The sequence below is a fragment of the Plantibacter sp. MDV22-iso1 genome (assembly GCF_058408345.1).
In genome coordinates this window covers 553249-575974 of record NZ_JBZVDY010000001.1, presented here as the reverse complement: position 1 = coordinate 575974, position 22726 = coordinate 553249, and the positions used below count along the sequence as shown (strand labels likewise).

Sequence of the window (22726 nt, the reverse complement as noted above, 5' to 3'; positions counted from 1 at the left end):
CCGACGAGGACCGGCTCCCCGATCAGGGATACTGGAGGGATGACCGCCTCCGTCGCCCTGCTCGGCCCCGCCGAGATCCGAGATCTCGCCACCCTGCTGGACGTGACGCCGACGAAGAAGCTCGGTCAGAACTTCGTCATCGACGCGAACACCGTCCGCAAGATCGTGTCGGTCGCGCACGTCGCTCCGGGCGACGTCGTCGTCGAGATCGGCCCTGGACTCGGCTCGTTGACCCTCGGCCTGCTCGAGGCCGACGCGAGCGTCGTCGCCGTCGAGATCGACGGTCGGCTCGCCAAGCAGCTGCCGCTCACCGTGGGGGAGATGGCACCGGGCATGATCGACCGGTTGTCGGTCGTCCACGAGGACGCGATGCGCATCGAGGAACTCCCGGCGCAGCCCAACCGACTCGTCGCCAACCTGCCGTACAACATCTCCGTGCCCGTCCTCCTGCACTTCCTGGAGCACTTCACCTCGCTGACGGCCGGTGTCGTCATGGTGCAGGCCGAGGTCGGCTACCGACTCGCCGCCGTCCCTGGCAGCAAGGTCTACGGCGCCCCGAGCGCGAAGGCCGCCTGGTACGGCGCGTGGCGTATCGCCGGCCAGGTGAGCCGGCAGGTGTTCTGGCCCGTCCCGAACGTCGACTCCGTGCTCGTCGGATTCGAGCGACGAAGCGACGTCATCGGCACCGAGGAGGAGCGCATCAAGACCTTCGCGCTCATCGACGCGGCGTTCCAGCAGCGTCGGAAGATGCTCCGGCAGGCACTCGGGAGCGTCCTCGGCAGCTCCCAGGCCGCGACGGAGCAGATGGAGGCCGCCGGGGTGAAGCCGACGGCGCGCGGCGAGGAGCTCACGGTCCACGACTTCCTGTCGATCGTGCGTGCGGGACGATAACGTTGGCGCATGACCGCTGATGCTCGATTCCCGCTGAACGTCCCCGACATCCACCGCCCGTACGCTGCGGCGGACGACCGCTACGCGCGGAACGACTACCGCCAGGTCGGCACCTCGGGCCTCTTCCTCCCGCCGATCTCGCTCGGCCTCTGGTACAACTTCGGCGACAACCGGCCGTTCGACGGGCAGCGCGCGCTGCTGCGCCACGCGTTCGACCACGGCATCACCCACTTCGACCTCGCGAACAACTACGGCCCGCCCTACGGTTCCGCCGAGACGAACTTCGGTCGCATGATGCGCGAGGACTTCGGTCCGTACCGCAACGAGCTCATCATCTCCTCGAAGGCCGGTTACGACTTCTGGCCAGGCCCGTACGGCAACTTCGGTTCGAAGAAGTACCTGACCGCGAGCCTCGACGAGTCGCTCGAGCGGATGGGTCTCGACTACGTCGACATCTTCTACTCGCACCGGGTCGACGAGGTCACGCCCATCGAGGAGACCGTGGGCGCGCTCGACGCGATCGTGCGCTCCGGCAAGGCCCTGTACGTCGGCATCTCCTCGTACTCGGCCGAGCGGACCGCCGCCGCGCACGCCGTCGCTCGCGAGCTCGGCACGCCGCTCGTGATCCACCAGCCGTCGTACTCGATCCTCAACCGCTGGGTCGAGGACGGCCTCACCGAGGTGCTGACCGAGACCGGCCTCGGCGCGATCGCCTTCGTGCCACTCGCGCAGGGCCTGCTCACCGACAAGTACCTCGGCGACGGCCCGGCCGAACGTGCGACGAACCGTCCCTCCCTGCCCGACCGCCAGGTGAGCGAGGAGATGGCGACCCGCCTCCGGTCCCTCAACGACATCGCCGTGGAGCGTGGCCAGACCCTCGCGCAGATGTCGCTCGCCTGGGTCCTGAACAACCCCGCGATCACCTCCGCCCTCATCGGTGCCTCCCGCCCCGAGCAGCTCGACGAGAACCTGGCGGCGCTCGACGGCCCTGCGTTCACGACCGAGGAGCTCGAGGAGATCGACCGACTCGCGGAGGGCGCCGACGTCAACATCTGGGCGGACTCCTCCGACAAGTGACGCGGTCTGAGGCGCCTGCTCGATCGACTAACTTGGAACAATGACCACCGAGGCCATCCTCAAGCACGTCCACGTGCGAGCACCGGGGAAGATCAACGTCTTCCTCAAAGTCGGCGAAGTGATGGACGACGGCTACCACGACGTCGCGACCGCGTACCAGGCGATCTCCTTGTACGAGGACGTGCACGCGTACCCGGCCGACGACTTCAGCGTGTCGTTCTCCGGCTCGGTGGACGTTTCGGGTGTGCCGACCGACACGAGCAACCTCGCCATCCGCGCCGCGAAGGCCCTCGCGCGCCGGACGGGGTACCGCGGCGGTGTCCGGCTCGAGATCGAGAAGCACGTCCCGGTCGCCGGCGGGATGGGCGGCGGCTCAGCCGACGCGGCGGCCACGCTGCTCGCCTGTGACGCCCTCTGGGGGACCGAACGCAGCCGCGACGACCTCCTGGCGCTGGCGGCGCGCCTCGGCGCGGACGTTCCCTTCGCGCTGCTCGGCGGCACCGCGGTCGGCACCGGCCGCGGCGACCAACTGAGCAGTGCGTTGGCCAAGGGGCAGTTCGAGTGGGTGCTCGCCCTCGCCGACTTCGGGATGTCGACCCCGCAGGTCTACCAGGAGCTCGACGCCCACCGGGCGCGGCACATCCTCGACATCTCGCCGTCCGGTCGTCAGCCGACGGTCGACGCCGCGGTGCTCCAGGCATTGCGGGCGGGCGACGCCCACCTCCTCGGCGAGGTCCTCTACAACGACCTGCAGGCCGCCGCGCTGCAGCTGCGCCCGGTGCTGGGCGAGGTGCTCGAGTTCGGCGACTCGCAGGGCGCCCTCGGCAGCCTCGTCTCCGGCTCCGGGCCGACGATCGCCTTCCTGGCGGCCGACACCGACGACGCCGTCGAACTGCAGGTGACGCTCGCCTCGTCCGGGCTGAAGGTCATCCGAGCCCACGGACCGGTCCACGGCGCCCGCATCGTCTCGCAGAGCTGAGACACGGCCCGCACGAACGAAGCAGCCCCGGTCGGAGATCCGACCGGGGCTGCTGTCCGAGGTGGTGCGGTTCAGGCAGCGACGCCGCGCACGCGGAGCGAGTTCTCGATGATCGTGAGCCCCTCCATGCCGGGGAGCTTCGCGATGTGCCCGTCGATGCGGCGCACCTCGGCCAGGCCGTCCTCGTCGCCGAAGAGGTGTCCCATGACGTGCGTGACCTCGGAGTCGGGCATGACGCCGGAACCGACGGGGCCCCACACCTTGCGGAGGAGGAACCGGGTGAGTCGACGTGCGCTCTTCGACGACTCCAGGCGTGCCCTGGCCTGGCTCGCGTAGAACGCCACGTGACGGGTCTCCTGCTTCGCGATCCGCTTGAGGAGGACCGAGAGCACCGGGTGCCGCTCCAACTGTGCGAGGCGGGTGTACGCGGCGGTCGCGGACCACTCGTTCGCCGCGCCCCAGCTCATGTGCACCGCGATGAAGTCGGTGCCCACGAGGTTGCCGAGGATCGACTGCTTGATGGGGTCGAGGCGGTCCTTCCAGCCGAGCTTCAGGCGCGTCGCCTTGAGCTCGTCGAAGTCGACCGTGATGTCGTGGGCGGCGAGGACGGCGGCGAGCGCCTCCCCGTGCCAGAACTCCTCACGGTTCCACATCGTCATGAACGCGCCGACCTCGTCGTCCTCGTGGGACGGCGTCATGAGCATGTCGCGCAGGTAGCAGACCGTGTGGTACTCGATGTCGCACATGTAGCGCAGGCTGCGCAGGGTGGAAGCGGGGAGCGGGTTCGTCTTGAACTCGTCGAAGTCGAGGTCGCTCCAGTTCACCGAGACACTCGTCTCGGTGAACTTGTCGATGTCAAACGCCATGTGCGGTGGGGCGGTCGGGGATCGTGTCCTCGGCCGTCCGCTCTCCTCTCGGCTGTGCGGGGCGCGGTGCGCGGGTCAGTTCGTCTTCGGAGCGGACGCCTCCGGTGGTTCGTGCCCATTCTCGCACCGTCCACCGCCCGGCCTGCGCCAGCTTGTACAGGGTGTGGTCGGGGTTGACGGCGACCGGGTTCCCGACCAGCTGCAGCCAGGCGGCGTCCGCATGGGAGTCGCCGTAGCCGTAGGAGTGCGCGAGGTCCATGCCGTGCTGCTCGGCGTACTGGGTGAGCCAGGCGCCGCGCGCTTCGTCGACGAGCGGCGGGCTGTCGAGGTAGCCCGTGAGGCGTCCGTTCTCGGCGTGCATCGCCCCGGCCACGACCTCGTCGAAGAACGGCTCGAGCGGAGCCGTCATGAGGTCGATGGTGCCGGTGACGAGGATCGTCCGGTGACCGGCTGCCCGGTGCGCGGCGATCTGCTCGAGCGCCTGGGGGAGGAGGCGGGACCGGACGGCCTTGCCGAAGCCGCCCCGGACGATCTTCTCGAGCTGCGCCACGTCGACGCCCTCGTAGCGACGCATGAACGTGCGGATGAACTCGCCGCGGTCGCGGAGTTCAGCACCGATGTACCCCGGCATGGACGCGCCGAGTGCAGCGATCTCGATGGGCCAGCGCGACCGCGAGGTCGCGGCGAGCCGCAGCCAGAGGTACTGCTCGATGAGGTTCCAGGCGAGCACCGTGCCCTCGAGGTCGAACACCGCGAGGACGTCGTCGCGCACGGGCAGGATCTTCTGCTGCTTTGCGGCGCCCGCCTTGCGGTTGGCGAAGGCACGGGTCAGGGTCGTGACGGCGGGGAAGTGGATGCGCTGGAAGTAGTCGTCCCAGTCGATCGTGGTGACGTCGAACCCGCGATCAGCCTGCTGCTCGGGCGTCAGCGAGGCGTGCAGAGCACGGGTGCGCTGGTCGTCGAAGACGATCTCGCTCTGCACGTAGGAGCGGTAGAGCCCGGTGAAGTCGCGGAGTGAGCCGAGGTCGCTCGACGCCTTGCGGATCCGGTCCTGCCACCCGCGGGTGGTCGCGTTCGCCGGCAGGTGGGAGACGACCCGGCCGGCCGCCGTCGTCGCCTTCTGCCGCCGGTCGATGGAGCGCTCGATGGCGCGCCCGCCGGGGAAGTTCCAGGTCGGCACGCTGATGTCGCCGGCGTCGGCCGGGATCGGGTGCTCGGTGAAGTAGCTGTGCACGTTCGCGTACATCTTGTGGAACGGCAGCGGGTTGCTGGCTCCTGAGCTCACGTGGAAGTAGCGCGCCGCAGCCGGCTCCGGCGGGGTCTGCGCAGCAGCGAGGATCGCGTTGACGACGAAGTCGACGGGGATGATGTCGAGCACGCTGTCGGGGAGGCCCGGGAAGTCGGGCAGCTGCCCGCGGCCGTAGGCGATGATCAGCGGGTCGGCGACCTTGTAGCCGTCGATCCAGCCGGGGAAGGGGTGCGCGAGCGCGCTCTCGATGATCGAGGGGCGCACGACGGACAGTCGGTTGCCCTCGCCGGCCCAGCGCTCTTCGGCGACCCGCTCGGCCATGGCCTTCGTGAAGGTGTAGACGTCGGTCCAGCCGAGGCTCTCGGCGCGTGCGCGGCCGTGGGCGACGAGTCGGGCGTCGACCCAGGCGATGCGTGCGGCCTCGGCGGCGTTCGAGACGGCCTGGGGGCCGGCCTTGCCGTGCTCGCGGCGGGCGGTCTGCATGAGCTTGCGCAGGACCTCCGGACGACGGGACGACTCCTCGGTGCGGACGCGCGCCGAGCGGGCTGCCTCGGCCTCGACGCGCCAGTCGGCGTCGTGCGCGAGGCTGCGTTCCGGCTGGATGCCCTTCCGGGTGCCACCGACGTAGGCGGTGGAGACGTGGACGACGTGCGGGGTCGCGCCGCTCTTCGCGAGCGCCGCGTACAGCGTGGTCGCTCCGCCGACGTTCGTGGCGAAGGCCTCGTCGATCGGCGGGTCGAAGGAGACGGTCGACGCGCTGTGGATGACGACGTCGAGGTCGGCCGGCAGTGCCATCTCGTCGAGGCCACCCTCGATCACGCTGACGCGTTCGGCCACGATCGCCGCAGCGGCTTCGGCGCCGACGCGTTCGCGCCAGGCCTTGAACACCGGCTTGCGGAGCAGGGTCTGGAGACGGTCGCTTCCGCGCACCGACCCCTTCTTCCGGATGAGCAGGCTGACACGGGTGGTCGGGTGATCGGCGAGCAGGCGCTCGAGCACCGCCTGACCGAGGAAACCGGTTCCGCCGGTGACGAGCACGTGCGCGCCGTCGAGGGCGTTCGGGGCGGTGGCGGGCTGCTCAGCGGCGGGCTGCTGAGCCTCGGGCTCCTGCGTGTCGGGCTGCTCGGCGTCTGGCGTGGGGGTGTCGGTCATCGGTTCTCCTCGAGGCTGCCGCGGCGTCCGCGGCGGGCAAGTCTTGCGGCGAGATGGAGGCCCGACTGACCGGGCAGCGCGTCGATCGACGCGTCGATGCCGAGGACGGCGGGGTCGCTCCAGGTGGCGGTACTGCGGAACACGAGCGCGGCGAACCGTGCCGTCTGTCGGGGGCCGTTCGCATCGGAGCCGGTGGGCCACACGGCGTTCCGGATGCGGCGACGGGTGATGCCCTGCGCACGGGGCGACGCGGCGAGGCGGTCGCTCGCTTGTGCGGTGAAGAATTCGAGGTGCCTGGCCTTCGTCTCGAGGATCTCGTCGACGAGGCGGTCGAGCACGGGGTGCGGTTCGCGCTCGCGCACCGTGCGGTACGCCGCGTGGGTGATGAGGTCGTCGATCGTCCCGATCGTCATGTGCCAGGCGATGATGTCCTCGCCGAGCACGTTCGCGATGAGGGCCTGGCCGATGGGCGCGAAGCGGTCGCGCACGCCGTGGACGGTGCGGCGGAGACCCGTTGAACGCGTCTTGTCGCGCGGGGTCCCGTTCGCCTTGAGCACGGTGTCGAGGGTGTCGGTGATCCAGTACTTCTCGTACGCCCAGGTGATGAGGAACGCGGTGACCCGGGCGTCCTTGTGGGTGGGGGTGACGAGCACTCCGCGGAGGTACTGCATGGTCGCGCGCTCGATGTCCGACAGGGCCCGGAGGAGCGCGACCGTCTCAGCACTCAGCGGCGTTTCGGCGAATGCCTCGGCGTCGATCTCCTTGCGACGACTGCCGACGGCGGACTTCGCGTAGTCGCGGACGCTGAACCCGTGGGCAGGCCGCAGCATGGCGCTCTCCTGCTCCGCGTCCTCGAGGGCTGCGGGTGCTGTTCCGCGCGGCGAATCCCGGTTCACCATGGCGTCTCCGTTCCGTGACGATCCGACCTCATCACTGTAGCTTGCAACGATACGCAACGCGTAGCGTATTCTGATCCCCATGGCTACAGCTCTCGTCACCGGTGGGACGTCCGGCATCGGTGCCGCGTTCGCCACGGCGCTCGCCGGACGGGGCTTCGACCTGGTGCTCGTCGCCCGTGATGTCGAGCGGCTCGAGCGATCGGCCGAGCGACTGCGCGCGACCGGTCGCACCGTCGAGGTGATCAGTGCCGACCTCTCGGACCGTGCCGACGTCGCGAGACTCGCCGCACGGATCGAGGACCAGGCGTCGCCGATCGAGGTCGTCGTGAACAACGCCGGGTTCGGCGTGCACGCCCGCCTCACCGATCCCGACACGAGCGAGCTCGACAACGCGATCGAGGTCATGTGCCGGAGCGTCACCACCCTCTCGGGCGCCGCGGCCCGCGCCATGCGGGAACGCGGACGCGGCACCATCATCAACGTCTCGAGCACGGCGGGGTACATCACCACCGGCGGCTACTCCGCGGTGAAGGCGTTCGTCACCACCTACACCGAGGCGCTCGCCGTCGAGCTCGCCGGCTCGGGTGTCCGCGTGACGGCCCTGTGCCCCGGATGGGTCCGCACCGAGTTCCACGATCGGGCCGGCATCAGCACCCGCTCGATCCCGTCGGGTCTGTGGATCGATGTGGACCGGCTCGTCGCCGACGCCCTCCGCGACGCCGGGAGGGGGGTCGTCGTCTCCATCCCGAGCTTCCGCTTCAAAGCCCTCATGGCCCTCGTCAAGTTCGCGCCCCGTGCGTCCATCCGGTGGATCTCCGGCCGGATGTCCTCGAGCCGTCGAGCCGCCAACGCCGCCCAGTCAGGAGCCCGCCGATGACCGCAGAGCCGCGGTTCACCTCCTCCCTCCACGCCAACGCGCGCTTCGTCGCCCAGCGTCTGCTGCTGAAGCCCCTCGTGTGGTCGCTGACCCGCGTGACGGTGACGGGTCGCGAGCGCCTGTCGGGCGTGACCGGGCCGTACATCGTCGTCGCCAACCACCAGTCGCACCTCGACGCACCGCTCGTCGTCGGGGCCATGCCTCGTCGGCTGTCGCGCTACCTCGCCGCCGGCGTGGCGGCCGACTACTTCTTCGACGTCCCCGCCCGTCGGATCTTCGCCGCGCTCTTCTTCAACGCCTTCCCGGTGGACCGCTCGGGCGACCGCAAGCGTGCAGGCGTGTCTCGGCAGCTGCTCGAGAGCGGCGTCCCGATCCTGATCTTCCCCGAGGGCGGCCGGTCGCGGACGGGCGAGCTCGGCCGGTTCAAGCCCGGTGCCGCGGCACTCGCCACCCGCCAGGGCATCCCCTGCCTCCCGGTGGCCGTCCTCGGCACCCACTCCGCCATGCCGAAGGGTCGCAACTGGCCCATCCCCGGACGACCGCCGGTGCGCGTCGTCTTCGGGCAACCGATCCACCCGCAGCCGAACGAGACGCCCGTCCAGCTCATGGACCGCGTCGTCGCCGAGATCGTCGCGCTGCGCGCCTCGGTCGAGCCGGGAGCACACGTTTCGATCGACACACCACGAAAGGAAGCCGGATGACGTCTGTGGAGCACATGAAGTGGTGGGGCTGGGGAGTCGAAGGGGTCGCCTTCGAGCACAGCAACAAGCCGGACTTCGCGCCGTTCGTGAAGCAGGCCGTCGGTCTCGACCTCCGGAAGCCGGCGCAGGCCCACCTCAGCTTCGACGAGCTCACCGTCCCCGCATCGCGCGCGTCCGAGGAGTTCATCGCCGAGCTCTCGACGCTCGTCGGTCAGGGTCACGTGACCACGGACGACCAGGAGCGCGTCGTCCACACCTACGGCAAGAGCATCCGCGACCTGCTGCGGATCCGCGCGAACGACCTGCCCCGCACGCCCGACCTCGTCGTGTACCCGGCTGACGAGGCCGAGGTCGCGTCGGTCGTCGCTGCAGCCGTCGCCGCAGACGCCGTGATCATCCCGTTCGGCGGTGGCACCAACATCGCCGGATCGCTCGACCCCCAGCCGACGGAGGAGCGGGTCATCATCTCGCTCGACCTCGGTCGGCTCGACCGCGTCCTGTCGATCGACGAGGGCTCCGGTCTCGCCACCATTCAGGCCGGTGCGCAGGGCCCCTCGATCGAGGAGCAGCTCGGCGCCAAGGGCTGGACGATGGGCCACTTCCCCGACAGCTTCACGCACTCCACGCTCGGCGGATGGGTCGCGACCCGCTCCTCGGGCATGCAGTCCGACAAGTACGGCGACATCGCCGACATCACCAAGGGTCTGCGGATGGTGCGCCCGAACGGCATCGTGGCGATCCGCCCCGTCCCGAGCGCGTCGACCGGACCGAGCGTCCGCGAGATGATCATCGGCAGCGAGGGTCGACTCGGCATCATCACCGAGGTCACCGTGCAGGTCCACCGGACGCCGGCCGTCCGCGAGGTCCTCGGCTACTTCTTCCCCACCTGGGAGGCAGGGCTCGCGGCGATGCACGAGATCGCGGAGAGCGACGCCAGCCCCTCGGTCACCCGGGTGTCGAACGCCCGGGAGAGCGGCTTCTCGCTCGCGACCCGCAAGGCCAGCACCGGCGTCTCGGCGCAGGTCACCAAGGGGCTCATGAAGGTGCTCACGGCCAGGGGTTGGGACCTCGAGCAGCTGTGCCTCTCCTTCATCGGCTACGAGGGCAGCGCGTCGCACGTGCGATACGAGAAGGGCCTCGTCGGCTCGATCGTCCGGAAGCACGGCGGTATCGGCGTCGGCAAGGGCCCCGGCGCCCTCTACGACCAGAAGAAGTTCGACACCCCGTACCTGCGCGACTTCCTCCTCGACCGCGGAGCCGCGGCGGACGTCTCGGAGACCGCAGCGCCCTGGTCGCGCCTGCAGGAGGTCTACGACGCCGCGAACGACGCCGCCAACGCCGCGTACGACAAGCTCGGGGTGCACGGATGGATCATGTGCCACCTCTCGCACTCGTACCACTCCGGCGCGTGCCTGTACTTCACGTTCGCGTTCATCACCGGCGACGACCCGATCGGCGAGTATGAGCAGGTCAAATCGGCGATCCAGCAGTCCTTCGTCGACCACGGTGGCACCCTCTCGCACCACCACGCGGTCGGCGTCGAGCACTCGCCGTGGATGGAGCAGGACATCTCGACCGAGGGCGTCGCGATCATGCGCGGCCTCTTCGACAGCGCGGACCCCGGCTCGAACTTCAACCCCGGCAAGATCCTCGCGGACTGAGCCCGGTCGCTGAGTGGTCCTCCGGTCCTGAGTGATTCCTCCGGTTTCTGAGTCGCTTCTCCGGTCCCTGAGCCGTTTCTCCGGTCCCTGAGCCTGTCGAAGGGCGGGCTCAGGGCCCGAGCCGACCCGATCGCACCGCAGTCGCCGGCAGCCGGACGATGAGTGCACCAGGGTCGACGGTCAGCCGGGCCGCAGAGACCAGGCCGATCCCGTCGCCGTCGGCCTGGAACTCGGCGGGCGGTGAGACCGTCACGTCGATGCGTCGTACGCGCAGGTAGCGGAGCGCACCTCCGGCGGAACCGGCCGTCTCGACGGCACTCGGCTGCACGCGGCGGCCCCGCGTCCGTCTGCCCTTGGAGAACCGGGCGACGGGATTGTTCGCGCGGTGCAGCCAGCGCGTGACACGGACCCCGTCCCACCCTTCGAGGGAGCGCACCATGAGGACGTCGAGCACACCGTCGTCCAGGAGGGCGTCGGGCAGGACGTCGAGGCCCGCTGAGACGGTGCCGCAGTTCCCGACGAACATCGTGTGCGTCCGTCCGCTCCGGATCGGTCCGCCGTCCTCCTTCCAGGAGACGCGGGGCCGATCGCGCCGGAAGAGTCCGCGGATGATCGGGACGACGTAGGCGATCCAGCCGAAGCGGCGCTTGAGCACCGGGTCGGCGTAGGCCACCATGTCCGCGTCGACACCGAAGCCCGACATGACGAGGAACGGGGTGCTGCGCCGGACGCGCTCGGGGTTCCGGTACTCGATCAGGCCGACGTCGACGCTGCGGTCCTCGCCGATGAACGCGGCCCGCACCGCGGCGACCGTGTCGATCGGGATCCCGGCGTTCCGCGCGAAGAGGTTCGCGGTACCGACGGGGACGACGGCGAACGGCGTCCGGGTGTGACGCATCGCCCCGGCCACCTCGCGGACCGTCCCGTCACCGCCGGCGGCGATCACGAGCGCCGCACCGCCCCCGAGCGCCTCCGCGACCTGGTCGACCGCGGTCGACCGCTCGCGGGTCGGGATCCAGCTGGTCGGGCCCCAGCCGGCCTCGGCGGCTGCGGCGTCGACGAGCCTCGTCACGCGCTCGAGCTGGATGCGCGTCGGGTTGTAGATCACCGCAGCGTGCGGCGGGGTGCTGCCTCGCCTCATGCGGCCAGTGCCGGCCAGAGGACGGACAGGACCTGTTCCGCCCAGTCGTCGTCCATGTCGGCGCCGCGGACGAGCTGTCCGAGGACCGCGCCGAGGAGCAGGGTCGCGACGAGCCGGCCGTCGAGTCCGGGCTTCAGATCGCCGGTGGAGATCCGTTCGTCGACCAGGTTGGACAGCGCGCGCGCCCGGTTCCTCGTGAGGTCGCGGAGCAGCGTCGAGAACTCCGGGTCGTCCTGGAGCAGGATCGACGCGATCGTGCCCCGGCCCACCACGTCCTCGATCATCGCCCGGGCTTCGTGGAGCAGCCAGGTGAAGGTGTCGTAGGTCGAGAGGTTCTCGGGGATCTCGACCGGAGTCTCCATGGCGCGGGCGACGGCCGCCGTGAGCAGCTCCGAGCGGTTGCGGTACCGCCGGTAGATCGTCGTCTTCGCCACGCCGGTGGTCTCCGCGACCGCCTCGATGTTGACGGCGACCGAGCCACGCGAGCGCATGAGGTCGAGGGCTGCGTCGAGGATGCGGTCGCTCATCTGCTGAGCGCGGGAGACGCGTCGGGAGACGGGCACCGACCAACCTCCTCCGCGCGACGCCGGAGTCCGGTCGGATCGGTCCATTGCGCTACGCCCACCGTAGCGCAATGGACTGGGCGCGCATAGGGACGGCCCCGGTGACGGTCCGGTCGTCAGTCCCAGCGAGGGTCGTCCGGGTCGGGGGAGTCCTCGCCGTCGGCGTCGGTCATGATCGTCGCGCCGTCGATCCAGGCCGTCAGGGCGTCACCGTGCAGCTGCTCGGGGGCGGGAGCGCCGAAGAGCTGCGGGTGCGTCACGGCCGCGAGCGGTGCGTCGCTCGCGAAGACGACGACGTTGCCGAGTGGCCCCTCGTCGTCGACCGGATCGAAGTCGAGGACGACGGCGACGTGGGCGAACACGGCTCGCAGCGTCGCCGCCTGGCGTCGCGAGTAGTCGAACGGGCTGCCGTCGAGCAGGTTCACCGCGATCACGCCGTCGTCCGCCGAGCGCACCGCCACGCGGCGGTAGAACTCGAGGCTCGCGACCCGACGGTGGATCACCGCCGCATCCCAGAGGTCGACGACGGTCACCTTCGCGTCCCGCCACGCTGTGACGTCCGCGCCGGTGGCGGCGGCTTCGTCGATCGGCTCGTCCGCGACGGCCCTGGCGTCACCGAAGCGGACCTCGACCCGATGACCGTCCGGGAGCGGCAGCGCCTCCAGCATCCCGGTGAACAGCTCCGGTTCGAACTCGACGACGAGCTGCGGCGATCCCGGACGCGTCGCCTGGACGTAGCGGGGGAGCGTCAGCGCTCCGGCTCCGAGGTGGACGACGAAGAGCTCCTCGCCCGCCGGGGCCTCGGCGTCGATCACTCGTGCGATGTGCCGGATGTACGGGTACTCGAGCGAGCGGGGATCCACGAGGGAGACCACCGACTGCGGGATGTCGTCGACGCTGAGTTCGTAGCGCAGCGTCCGCTTGTCGAGGAGGGTGATCCGGGCGTCGCGACCGCCGAACGGCAGTCGGCGGGAACGGGAGAACAGAGGCACCCGTGCAGCCTACGGTGCACGGGCGGTGCTCGACGCCCGGGCCCGGTATCGTTGACCGGATATGGCACACCTTCTCGGCGCTGAAGCGCTCCACCTCGAGTACCCGACCAAGGTCGTCTTCGACGGCATCACGATCGGGGTGAACGAGGGCGACCGCATCGGTATCGTCGGCCGCAACGGCGACGGCAAGTCCACGCTCCTCGGCCTCCTCGCCGGCCGCAAGGAGCCCGACTCCGGCCGCGTGACGGTGCGCAACGGCGTCACGGTCGGCGTGCTCGACCAGTCCGACACCCTCGACCACGACAAGACCGTCGGGCAGACCATCGTCGGCGGCTTCGACGAGCACGAGTGGGCGGGCGACCCGAAGGTCCGCGACGTCATCTCCGGCCTCGCCTCCGACATCGCGTGGGACGCCCTCGTCGCCGACCTCAGCGGTGGGCAGCGTCGCCGGGTCGCGCTCGCCGCCCTGCTCGTGGGCGACCACGACATCCTCTTCCTCGACGAGCCCACGAACCACCTCGACGTCGAGGGCATCACCTGGCTCGCGCAGCACCTGAACCGCCGCTGGTCGAAGAACTCCGGCGGCCTGCTCGTCGTGACCCACGACCGGTGGTTCCTCGACGCCATCTGCACGGCCACGTGGGAGGTGCACGACCGCATCGTCGAACCCTTCGAAGGCGGGTACGCGGCCTACGTCCTGCAGCGCGTCGAGCGCGATCGCTCCGCCGCGGTCTCCGAGGCCAAGCGCCAGAACCTCATGAAGAAGGAGCTCGCCTGGCTGCGCCGCGGCGCTCCCGCCCGGACGGCCAAGCCGAAGTTCCGGATCGAGGCCGCCAACGCGCTCATCGCCGACGAGCCGCCCGTGCGCAACACGGTCGAGCTGGCCGGCATGGCGACCGCCCGCCTGGGCAAGGACGTCGTTGACATCCTCGACGTCACCGTGTCCTACGGCGACCGGACAATCATCAAGGACGTCGAGTGGCGCATCGCCCCGGGCGAGCGCACCGGCATCCTCGGCGTGAACGGCGCCGGCAAGTCCACCCTGCTCGGGCTCGTCACGGGCGAGGTCGAAGCGACCGAGGGTCGTGTCAAGCGCGGCAAGACCGTCCAGGTCGCGACACTCACGCAACAGCTCGACGAGCTCGCCGAGTACGAGCAGGACCGCGTGAGCGACGTCATCGGGCGGAAGCGCACGAGCTACGTCGCCGGTGGCAAGGAGATGACCCCGGGGCAGCTGCTCGAACGCCTCGGCTTCACGAGCGCTCAGCTCTCCACCCCCGTGAAGGACCTCTCGGGTGGTCAGCGCCGCCGCCTGCAGCTCCTGCTCATCCTCCTCGACGAGCCGAACGTCCTCGTGCTCGACGAACCGACCAACGACCTCGACACCGACATGCTCGCCGCCATGGAGGACCTCCTCGACTCGTGGCCGGGCACGCTGCTCGTCGTCTCGCACGACCGGTACTTCCTCGAGCGGGTGACCGACCAGCAGTACGCGATCATGGACGGCCACTTCCGGCACCTGCCCGGCGGCATCGACCAGTATCTGGAGCTCAACGCCGGGACGGCCGGCAGTCGCTCGCAGGAGCACGACCGACCGACGGCTTCCGGCGGTGGCCCGACCAAGAAGACGCCGAAGCTGAGCGGTGCGGAGCTCCGGAACGCGCAGCAGGAGATCAAGGCGATCGACCGCAAGCTCCACAAGCTCAACGGCCAGATCGAGCAGGCCCACGAGACGGTCGCGGTCCACGACCAGAGCGACTTCGCCGGGATCACCGCGCTCGGTGCCAAGATCCAGGCCATGTACGGCGAGATCGCCGACCTCGAGGTCCGCTGGCTGGAGCTCTCCGAGCTCGTCGAGTAGCCCACTCGGCGCACGCCGATCCGTCGATCGTCGCTCTGTTCCGAAGTGTTACGCACCGGTTCGTCATCCCTGCTAGGCCGACGTACCGTCGAATCAGCGTCCACCGGCGCGCACCACCCGAAAGAGGAATCACAGCAATGACCTTCTCGAAGAAGCTTCTGGCCGGACTGGCCATCATCCCCGCCCTCGCGCTCCTCGCCGGATGCGCCGGCGGCGCAGGCTCAGGCGCCGCCGCCGAAGACAAGGGCACCGAGGCGAACCCCGTCAAGATCGGTGTCGTCGGCGCGAGCGACCCCTACTGGGAGACGTACAAGGAGGCCGCCGAGAAGGAGGGCATCTTCGTCGACATCGTCGACTTCGGCGAGTACACGCAGCCGAACCCGGCGCTCACCGAGGGCGAGATCGACCTCAACCAGTTCCAGCACATCGTCTACCTCGCGCAGTACAACGAGGCCTCCGGTGAGGACCTCACGCCCATCGGTTCGACGGCGATCTACCCTCTCGGCCTCTACTCGACCAAGGTCGACAGCGTCAAGGACATCAAGAAGGGCGACACGATCGCCATCCCGAACGACGAGAGCAACCAGGCTCGTGCGCTCCTCGTCCTGCAGTCCGCAGGCCTGCTGGAGCTGAAGGACGGCGGCAACATCTTCTCGACGCCGGACGACATCATCGCCGACAAGTCGAAGGTCACCGTCACCTCGCTCGAGGCCTCGCTGACGCCGACCTCGCTGCCTGACGTCACCGGCGCGATCATCAACAACGACTTCATCAACGACTCCGGTCTGAAGGCGTCCGACGCGATCGCGGAGGACGACCCGTCCGACCCGAACGCGCTGCCGTACGTCAACATCTTCGCCGCGAAGGCCGCCGACGCCGACAACGAGACGTACGCGAAGCTCGTGAAGATCTACCAGGACACGAAGTCCGTCGTCGACGGCGTCGTGGAGAACTCCGGCGGTACCGCGGTTCCGCTGAAGACCCCGGTCAAGGACCTTGTGAAGTCGCTCGAGACCGTCCAGAAGGACATCAAGGCCAAGGGCTGATCCGACGTTCAGAGCGTTCCTGTGGGAGGCTGTCATCCGCTCCCACAGGAACGCTTCGTCGTTCCACCGCCTCCTGATCACCCGACACACCGAGGACACCCCCATGCCACTCGTCAGCCTCCGAGACGTCGCCAAGCGCTACCCGTCTCCGCAGAAGGGCGCCGCGCCGATCGCCGCGATCGACGGCGTCGACCTCGACATCGAGGCCGGTGACGTCTTCGGGATCATCGGCTACTCGGGAGCCGGGAAGTCGACGCTCGTCCGCCTCATCAACGCGCTCGAGCCCGCGACGTCGGGGAGCATCGTCGTCGACGGCACCGAGGTGACGACGCTCTCGGAGCGCGGTCTCCGCGACCTCCGCCTCGGCATCGGGATGATCTTCCAGCAGTTCAACCTCTTCAACTCCAAGTCGGTGCGGAAGAACATCGCGTACCCGCTCGAGGTCGCCGCACGTCCCCGCGCGGAGATCCGCACCCGCGTCGAGGAGCTGCTGAAATTCGTCGGGCTGGCCGACAAGGCCGACAACTACCCCGACCAGCTCTCCGGCGGACAGAAGCAGCGCGTCGGCATCGCTCGCGCGCTCGCGACCTCGCCCCGGATCCTGCTCGCGGACGAGGCGACGAGCGCCCTCGACCCCGAGACCACGCAGGAGGTTCTCGCGCTGCTCAAGCAGGTGAACCGCGATCTCGGCGTGACCATCGTCGTGATCACCCACGAGATGGAGGTGATCCAGTCGCTCGCGACGAAGGTCGCCGTCATGGAGCGCGGCAAGGTCATCGAACAGGGCGACGTCTTCGAGGTGTTCTCCGACCCGCAGCACGCCGCGTCCAAGCGCTTCGTGTCGACGGTCATCAAGGGCGTCCCGTCACCGGCCGAGCTGTCGGTGCTCAAGGAACGACACGTCGGGCGCATCGTCACCCTGTCCTTCCGCGACGGCGACGCCTCGCAGGCGGGCGTCTTCCTCACGCTCGCGCAGGCGGGCGTCGACTTCGAGCTCGTGTACGGCGGGATCAACGACATCCAGGGTCGCGCGTTCGGCCACCTGACGCTCGCCCTCCGCGGCGACGACCAGACGATCGACGGAGCGCTGACCGCCATCGGATCCCAAGCGACCGTGACGGAGGTGCGCTGACATGGACGCACTGATCGATCTGCTCCCGAAGCTCGGCGACGCGACCGTCGAGACCCTCTACCTCGTGTCCTTCAGCCTGCTCTTCGGTGGGATCGCCGGACTCGTCGTCGGCACCGGGCTCTACGTGACGCGGCCCGGCAACCTGTACTCGCACCCGGTGCTCTACGGCGTGCTCAACGTGATCGTGAACATCTTCCGGCCGATCCCGTTCATCATCTTCCTCGCGGCCGCCCAGCCGCTCTCACGACTCGTGATCGGCACCGGCATCGGTGCGAACGCCTTCATCTTCATCATCTCCCTGGCGGCGACCTTCGGCATCAGCCGGATCGTCGAGCAGAACCTGCTGACGGTGTCGCCCGGTGTCATCGAGGCCTCGCGTGCCGCGGGAGCGAGCCGGCTCCGGACGCTGCTGAGCATCGTCCTCCCGGAGGCGCTCGGTCCGCTGATCCTCGGCTACACCTTCGTGTTCGTGGTCATCGTCGACATGTCGGCGGTCGCGGGCTTCATCGGCGGCGGTGGGCTCGGTGCCTTCGCGATCCAGTACGGCTTCCGCCAGTTCGAGCCGGTCGTGACGTGGGCCGCGGTGATCATCATCATCCTGCTCGTGCAGCTCATCCAGTTCTTCGGCAACTGGCTGGCCCGGAAGATCCTCCGCCGCTAGCTAGTCGAAATCGAGGCTGAGCTTCCGCAGGAGGACGGTCAGCCGGGCCTGTTCGGTCGAGCTCAGGCCGTCGAGCAGGTCCGCCTCGGCGTCGACGAGGCGCGTGATGGCCGCGTCGACCGTGTTGAGTCCCGCGTTCGTCATCTGCACGAGGATGCCACGGCCGTCGTTGGGGTCGCCCTGGCGTTCCACGAGTCCGCGCTCGACGAGGCGGTCGATGCGGTTCGTCATCGTGCCGCTCGAGACGAGCGTCTGAAGGAGGAGGGCCTTCGGACTCAGCCGGTAGGGGGAGCCGGCGCGCCGGAGTGCCGCGAGGACGTCGAACTCCCACGGCTCCAGGTTCGACCGGGTGAAGGCCGCCCGACGGGCCCGGTCGAGGTGGCGTGACAGCCGGGCGACACGGGAGAGGATCTGGAGGGGCGAGAAGTCGAGGTCCGGGCGCTCGCGGTTCCAGGCGTCGACGATCCGGTCGACCTCATCGGTGCTAGCTGGCATCCCACCATTATCGAGGCACGGACGCCGGTCAGCCTGAATCGGGCGACGGGTGCTGAATCGATGGTCGTCCATCCATGGCAGAATTGACCACGCTCCGCCGTCTCGCGGGGTGGTCCGCCCATGGATGCAGTACGGTCGGCCTTCGATCAGCGCCGACGAGGCTGCTTCCCATCCATGGCAGAATTGACCACGCTCCGCCGTCAGGCTGAGTGGTCCGCCATAGTGTAACGGCAGCACGGCAGCCTTTGGAGCTGTTCGGTCCAGGTTCGAATCCTGGTGGCGGAGCGACCGATCACCGACCGGGCGAGTGCCCGGACCGAGGGGGAGCACACGTGACCGACGACCGTCTGGCCATCATCATCCTGGCTGCTGGCCAGGGAACCCGCATGAAGTCGGCGCTGCCGAAACTCCTGCACCCACTCGGCGGCGTGCCGATCGTCGGGCACGTGCTGGCGACCGCCCGCTCGCTCGACGCCGGGCACGTCATCGCCGTGGTCCGCCACGAGCGCGACCGCCTCGTCGAGGCCATCGAGTCGGAGCTCCCCGGTGCGACCATCGTCGACCAGGACGAGGTGCCCGGCACCGGTCGCGCGGTGGAGCAGGCGCTCCTGTCACTGCCCGACGACTTCGACGGCGACGTCCTCGTGGTCAACGGCGACGTCCCGCTGCTGAACGCCGCCACGCTCACCACGCTCATCGAACGCCACCGCAACCACGACGTCGCGGCGACGATCCTCTCGGCCATGCCCGACGACGCGACCGGCTACGGACGCATCATCCGCACCGAGGCCGGCGCCCTCGACTACATCGTCGAGCAGAAGGACGCGACCGACGCCGAGCGGGCCGTCAACGAGATCAACGCCGGGGTCTACCTCTTCGGTGTGAGCCAGCTCCGCGACGCCCTCGCCGAGGTCACCACCGACAACGCCCAGGGGGAGAAGTACCTCACGGACGTCATCGGCCTCCTGCGACGCGCGGGCTCCGAGGTCTCTGCGCTCCCCGTGAGCGACTCCTGGCTGGTCGAGGGCATCAACGACCGCGCCCAGCTGAGCGCCGCCGCGGCCAAACTGAACGCCCTCCTCGTGCGCGCCTGGCAGCTCGCCGGCGTGACCGTCCAGGACCCGGCCACGACGTGGATCGACATCAAGGCGCGGCTGCACGCCGACGTCACCCTGCTTCCCGGGACGCAGATCCTCGGCGCGACGGTCGTCGAGTCCGGTGCGACGATCGGTCCGGACACCACGCTCATCGACACCGAGGTCGGCGCTGGCGCGCGCGTCCGCCGCACGGACGCGACGCTGTCGGTCATCGGTGCCGGCGCCGAGGTCGGGCCGTTCGCCTACCTGCGACCCGGCACGGTGCTCGGCGAGCGCGGCAAGATCGGCACCTTCGTGGAGACGAAGAACGCGCAGATCGGCGAGGGCAGCAAGGTCCCGCACCTCAGCTACATCGGCGACACCGAGATCGGCGTCGAGTCGAACGTCGGTGCCGGCACGATCACCTCGAACTACGACGGCGTGCACAAGCACCGCACGACCATCGGATCGCACGTCCGCACCGGCGCGCACAACACGCTCGTCGCCCCGGTCAGTGTCGGGGACGGTGCCTACTCCGGCGCCGGCACCGTCATCCGCAAGGACGTCCCGGCGGGTGCGCTCGCCCTGACGGTCGCGCAGCAGCGGAACGTCGAGGGCTGGGTCGAGCAGAAGCGCCCGGGTACGGCGGCTGCGACGGCAGCCGGCGCCGCCTCGGCGGCACCGACCGCGGATGCCGTGTCGGACGACGCGGCTGCGGCTGGTAACGTCGACTCGTGAGTGAGGCCGGAGGACTCCGGCAGAAGGCAGGGTCTGTGTCAGGCATCACGGCGGACAACAAGAAGCAGCTGGTCCTCGTCTCCGGACGAGCCCACCCGGAGCTCGCCGAGGCGATCGCGGCGGAGCTCGACTCCGAGCTCCTCCCCACCGATGCCAGGACCTTCGCCAACGGCGAGATCTACGCCCGGTACGACGAGAGCATCCGCGGCACCGACGTCTTCGTCATCCAGTCGCACACCGCTCCGATCAACGAGTGGCTCATGGAGCAGCTCATCATGGTCGACGCGGCCAAGCGCGCGAGTGCCAAGCGCATCACCGTGGTCGCCCCGTTCTACCCGTACGCGCGCCAGGACAAGAAGGGTCGCGGACGCGAGCCCATCTCCGCCCGCCTCGTCGCCGACCTCTTCAAGGCCGCCGGTGCCGACCGCATCATGTCGGTCGACCTCCACGCCGCGCAGATCCAGGGCTTCTTCGACGGTCCCGTCGACCACCTCTTCGCCATGCCGGTCCTCCTCGAGCACTTCCGCGCGAAGCTCGACCCGTCGACGCTGACGGTCGTCTCGCCCGACATGGGCCGCGTCCGCGTGGCCGACATCTGGAGCGACAAGCTCGGCGCACCGCTCGCCATCATCCACAAGCGTCGCGACCCGCTGGTCCCCAACCAGGTCAGCGTCCACGAGATCGTCGGCCAGGTCGAGGGCCGGGTCTGCCTGCTCGTCGACGACCTGATCGACACCGGACGCACGATCGTCAAGGCTGCCGAGGCCCTCAAGAACGCCGGCGCGATCGGCGTCGTCGTCGCGGCCACCCACGCGGTGTTCTCCGACCCGGCGGTGGAGCTCCTGCAGAGCGACGCCATCGACTCGGTCGTCGTCACCGACACCCTCCCGGTCGACGAGGCCAAGCGCTTCGACAAGCTGACCGTCCTCTCGATCGCGCCGCTCATCGCCCGTGCGATCCACGAGGTCTTCGACGACGGCTCCGTGACGAGCATGTTCGACGGCGCCGCGTAGCCCGTCACCTTCCGCTGGTACGCAGAACGCCCGGTCCGATTCGGACCGGGCGTTCTGCGTATGCAGGCCGCGAGCTAGTGGCTCGAACCCTCCTGCTCGACCTCACTGCGGTCGCCCGACCAGAGGGTGTGGAACGTGCCGTCGAGGTCGACGCGCTTGTAGGTGTGCGCGCCGAAGAAGTCGCGCTGGCCCTGGACGAGCGCTGCGGGCAGACGCTCGGCGCGGAGGCCGTCGTAGTAGGACAGCGACGACGAGAACGCCGGCGAGGGGATGCCCGCCTGCGCGGCCGCGACGACGACGCGGCGCCAGCTGTCCTGCGCCTCCGCGACAGCGTCGCTGAAGTAGGGCGCCGTCACGAGGGCGACCAGCTCGGGGTTCTCCTCGTACGCCTCGGTGATGCGGTTGAGGAACTGCGCACGGATGATGCAGCCGCCGCGCCAGATCTTCGCGATCTCGCCCTTCTTGATGTCCCAGCCGTACTGCTCGGCACCGGCGACGATCTCGTCGAAGCCCTGCGAGTAGGCGATGATCTTCGACGCGTAGAGCGCCTGGCGTACGTCCTCGACGAACTGGTCGGGGTCGGCGACGGTCCACTCGTCGGAGGGACCGGCGAGCTCGCGGGCCGCTGCGCGCTGCGCCGGCTTCGACGAGAGCGAACGGGCGAACACCGCCTCCGCGATGCCCGACACCGGGATGCCGAGGTCGAGGGCCGTCTGCACAGTCCACGCGCCGGTGCCCTTGGCGCCGGCCTGGTCGAGGATGACGTCGACGAGCGGCTGCCCGGTCTTCGCGTCGACCTGCTTGAGGACCTCGGCGGTGATCTCGATCAGGTAGCTCTCGAGCGTGCCGCGGTTCCACTCGGCGAAGATCTCCGCGATCTCGGCCGGCGACTTGCCGGTGCCGCGACGGATGAGGTCGTAGGCCTCGGCGATGAGCTGCATGTCCGCGTACTCGATGCCGTTGTGGATCATCTTGACGAAGTGGCCGGCGCCGTCGGTGCCGACGTGGGTGACGCAGGGCTCACCCTCGGCGATCGCGGCGATCGACTTGAGGATGGGGCCGAGGGTCTCCCACGCTTCGGCGGAGCCGCCCGGCATGATCGACGGTCCCTTGAGGGCACCCTCCTCGCCGCCGGAGATACCGGCGCCGACGAAGTTGATGCCGGTCTCGCGGACGGCCTTCTCGCGGCGGATGGTGTCGGTGAAGAGTGCGTTGCCGCCGTCGACGATGATGTCGCCGGGCTCGAAGACCTCGGTGAGCTGCTGGATGACGGCGTCGGTGCCCTTACCCGCCTGCACCATGATGATCGCGGTACGTGGCTTCGAGAGCGACGCGGCGAACTCCTCGATGGTCTTCGACGCGACGAAGCCGGCCTCGGGGTGCTCGCTCACGAGCAGGTCGGTGCGTTCGGGGGAGCGGTTGTACACGGCGACCGTGTTGCCCTCGCGGCTCGCCAGGTTGCGCGCGAGGTTGCTGCCCATGACGGCCAGACCGACGACGCCGATGTTGGCGCGAGCTTCGGCGGTGTTCACCATGTGGTTCTCCTTCAGAGTGGGTGATGCGGGAAGCGTTCCGAGTGCTCAGGAGTCGACGGGGCGGCTGCAGGACAGCGGCGACACCCTCGTCGATCCGGGCACGGCCCGTCCTGCAACCGTA

The 22726-nt window shown here is 69.4% G+C and carries 20 protein-coding genes and 1 tRNA gene; 13 read left to right on the top strand and 8 right to left on the bottom strand.

What is annotated here, in order from left to right:
• The first annotated feature begins 39 nt into the window (after positions 1 to 39).
• From rsmA to AC4PMY_RS02705, 3 genes are read left to right on the top strand one after another with little or no spacing between them, the layout of a single operon-like run.
• Positions 40 to 891: a 16S rRNA (adenine(1518)-N(6)/adenine(1519)-N(6))-dimethyltransferase RsmA gene (rsmA, locus tag AC4PMY_RS02715; protein ID WP_491621934.1), complete on the top strand. Its 852-nt coding sequence runs from the start codon at positions 40 to 42 to the stop codon at positions 889 to 891.
• A 9-nt stretch (positions 892 to 900) separates the two neighbouring features.
• Entirely contained in the window at positions 901 to 1968 is a 1068-nt protein-coding gene (mgrA, locus tag AC4PMY_RS02710; protein ID WP_064296494.1) for an L-glyceraldehyde 3-phosphate reductase, read from the top strand.
• 40 nt (positions 1969 to 2008) lie between these two features.
• Entirely contained in the window at positions 2009 to 2947 is a 939-nt protein-coding gene (locus AC4PMY_RS02705; RefSeq protein ID WP_064296493.1) for a 4-(cytidine 5'-diphospho)-2-C-methyl-D-erythritol kinase, read from the top strand.
• 71 nt (positions 2948 to 3018) lie between these two features.
• Here AC4PMY_RS02705 and AC4PMY_RS02700 read toward each other — a convergent pair whose 3' ends face one another.
• From AC4PMY_RS02700 to AC4PMY_RS02690, 3 genes are read right to left on the bottom strand one after another with little or no spacing between them, the layout of a single operon-like run.
• Complete coding sequence (locus tag AC4PMY_RS02700) at positions 3019 to 3813, bottom strand: ferritin family protein (protein ID WP_056007527.1); 795 nt, start codon at positions 3811 to 3813, stop codon at positions 3019 to 3021.
• Positions 3803 to 6214 (bottom strand): SDR family oxidoreductase, encoded by a 2412-nt coding sequence (locus AC4PMY_RS02695; protein WP_491621933.1) that lies wholly within the window; start codon positions 6212 to 6214, stop codon positions 3803 to 3805. Before AC4PMY_RS02695 ends, AC4PMY_RS02700 begins: the two co-directional genes overlap by 11 nt.
• Entirely contained in the window at positions 6211 to 7113 is a 903-nt protein-coding gene (locus AC4PMY_RS02690) for a hypothetical protein (RefSeq protein WP_064296492.1), read from the bottom strand. Before AC4PMY_RS02690 ends, AC4PMY_RS02695 begins: the two co-directional genes overlap by 4 nt.
• A 79-nt stretch (positions 7114 to 7192) precedes the next feature.
• Between AC4PMY_RS02690 and AC4PMY_RS02685 the strand changes: the two genes are divergently transcribed.
• The 3 genes from AC4PMY_RS02685 to AC4PMY_RS02675 are packed head-to-tail and all read left to right on the top strand — an operon-like array spanning position 7193 to position 10352.
• Positions 7193 to 7990 carry an SDR family NAD(P)-dependent oxidoreductase gene (locus AC4PMY_RS02685; RefSeq protein WP_071261108.1) on the top strand — a complete coding sequence of 266 codons (798 nt, stop codon included), beginning with the start codon at positions 7193 to 7195 and terminating at the stop codon, positions 7988 to 7990.
• Positions 7987 to 8691 (top strand): lysophospholipid acyltransferase family protein, encoded by a 705-nt coding sequence (locus tag AC4PMY_RS02680; RefSeq protein ID WP_064296490.1) that lies wholly within the window; start codon positions 7987 to 7989, stop codon positions 8689 to 8691. Before AC4PMY_RS02685 ends, AC4PMY_RS02680 begins: the two co-directional genes overlap by 4 nt.
• Positions 8688 to 10352 (top strand): FAD-binding oxidoreductase, encoded by a 1665-nt coding sequence (locus tag AC4PMY_RS02675; protein ID WP_064296489.1) that lies wholly within the window; start codon positions 8688 to 8690, stop codon positions 10350 to 10352. The genes AC4PMY_RS02680 and AC4PMY_RS02675 overlap by 4 nt, the downstream gene beginning before the upstream one ends.
• Positions 10353 to 10461: 109 nt before the next feature.
• Here AC4PMY_RS02675 and AC4PMY_RS02670 read toward each other — a convergent pair whose 3' ends face one another.
• The 3 genes from AC4PMY_RS02670 to AC4PMY_RS02660 all read right to left on the bottom strand — a co-directional run bounded on the left by AC4PMY_RS02670 (position 10462) and on the right by AC4PMY_RS02660 (position 13048).
• Positions 10462 to 11493 (bottom strand): diacylglycerol/lipid kinase family protein, encoded by a 1032-nt coding sequence (locus AC4PMY_RS02670; protein ID WP_064296488.1) that lies wholly within the window; start codon positions 11491 to 11493, stop codon positions 10462 to 10464.
• On the bottom strand, positions 11490 to 12056 hold the full coding sequence (locus AC4PMY_RS02665; protein WP_121289883.1) for a TetR/AcrR family transcriptional regulator: 567 nt from the start codon (positions 12054 to 12056) through the stop codon (positions 11490 to 11492). The genes AC4PMY_RS02670 and AC4PMY_RS02665 overlap by 4 nt, the downstream gene beginning before the upstream one ends.
• Positions 12057 to 12172: 116 nt before the next feature.
• On the bottom strand, positions 12173 to 13048 hold the full coding sequence (locus AC4PMY_RS02660; RefSeq protein WP_491621932.1) for a spermidine synthase: 876 nt from the start codon (positions 13046 to 13048) through the stop codon (positions 12173 to 12175).
• A gap of 61 nt (positions 13049 to 13109) precedes the next feature.
• On the opposite strand from AC4PMY_RS02660, the gene AC4PMY_RS02655 reads away from it, so the two are divergent.
• The 4 genes from AC4PMY_RS02655 to AC4PMY_RS02640 all read left to right on the top strand — a co-directional run bounded on the left by AC4PMY_RS02655 (position 13110) and on the right by AC4PMY_RS02640 (position 17748).
• Positions 13110 to 14909 (top strand): ABC-F family ATP-binding cassette domain-containing protein, encoded by a 1800-nt coding sequence (locus AC4PMY_RS02655; RefSeq protein ID WP_491621931.1) that lies wholly within the window; start codon positions 13110 to 13112, stop codon positions 14907 to 14909.
• Positions 14910 to 15046: 137 nt separating this feature from the next.
• Positions 15047 to 15955: a MetQ/NlpA family ABC transporter substrate-binding protein gene (locus AC4PMY_RS02650; protein WP_064296485.1), complete on the top strand. Its 909-nt coding sequence runs from the start codon at positions 15047 to 15049 to the stop codon at positions 15953 to 15955.
• 103 nt (positions 15956 to 16058) lie between these two features.
• Entirely contained in the window at positions 16059 to 17087 is a 1029-nt protein-coding gene (locus AC4PMY_RS02645; protein ID WP_491621930.1) for a methionine ABC transporter ATP-binding protein, read from the top strand.
• A gap of 1 nt (position 17088) precedes the next feature.
• A complete protein-coding gene (locus AC4PMY_RS02640) occupies positions 17089 to 17748 on the top strand; it encodes a methionine ABC transporter permease (protein WP_064296483.1) in 660 nt (219 codons plus the stop codon).
• Here AC4PMY_RS02640 and AC4PMY_RS02635 read toward each other — a convergent pair whose 3' ends face one another.
• A complete protein-coding gene (locus AC4PMY_RS02635; RefSeq protein WP_064296482.1) occupies positions 17749 to 18243 on the bottom strand; it encodes a MarR family winged helix-turn-helix transcriptional regulator in 495 nt (164 codons plus the stop codon).
• 213 nt (positions 18244 to 18456) lie between these two features.
• On the opposite strand from AC4PMY_RS02635, the gene AC4PMY_RS02630 reads away from it, so the two are divergent.
• From AC4PMY_RS02630 to AC4PMY_RS02620, 3 genes are all read left to right on the top strand, one after another.
• Positions 18457 to 18528: transfer RNA gene (locus AC4PMY_RS02630), tRNA-Gln, on the top strand.
• 47 nt (positions 18529 to 18575) lie between these two features.
• Positions 18576 to 20057 carry a bifunctional UDP-N-acetylglucosamine diphosphorylase/glucosamine-1-phosphate N-acetyltransferase GlmU gene (glmU, locus tag AC4PMY_RS02625; RefSeq protein WP_491621929.1) on the top strand — a complete coding sequence of 494 codons (1482 nt, stop codon included), beginning with the start codon at positions 18576 to 18578 and terminating at the stop codon, positions 20055 to 20057.
• Positions 20058 to 20092: 35 nt separating this feature from the next.
• Positions 20093 to 21070 (top strand): ribose-phosphate diphosphokinase, encoded by a 978-nt coding sequence (locus tag AC4PMY_RS02620; RefSeq protein WP_064296480.1) that lies wholly within the window; start codon positions 20093 to 20095, stop codon positions 21068 to 21070.
• A gap of 74 nt (positions 21071 to 21144) precedes the next feature.
• Here AC4PMY_RS02620 and gnd read toward each other — a convergent pair whose 3' ends face one another.
• A complete protein-coding gene (gnd, locus tag AC4PMY_RS02615) occupies positions 21145 to 22605 on the bottom strand; it encodes an NADP-dependent phosphogluconate dehydrogenase (protein ID WP_071261097.1) in 1461 nt (486 codons plus the stop codon).
• Positions 22606 to 22726 lie beyond the last annotated feature (121 nt).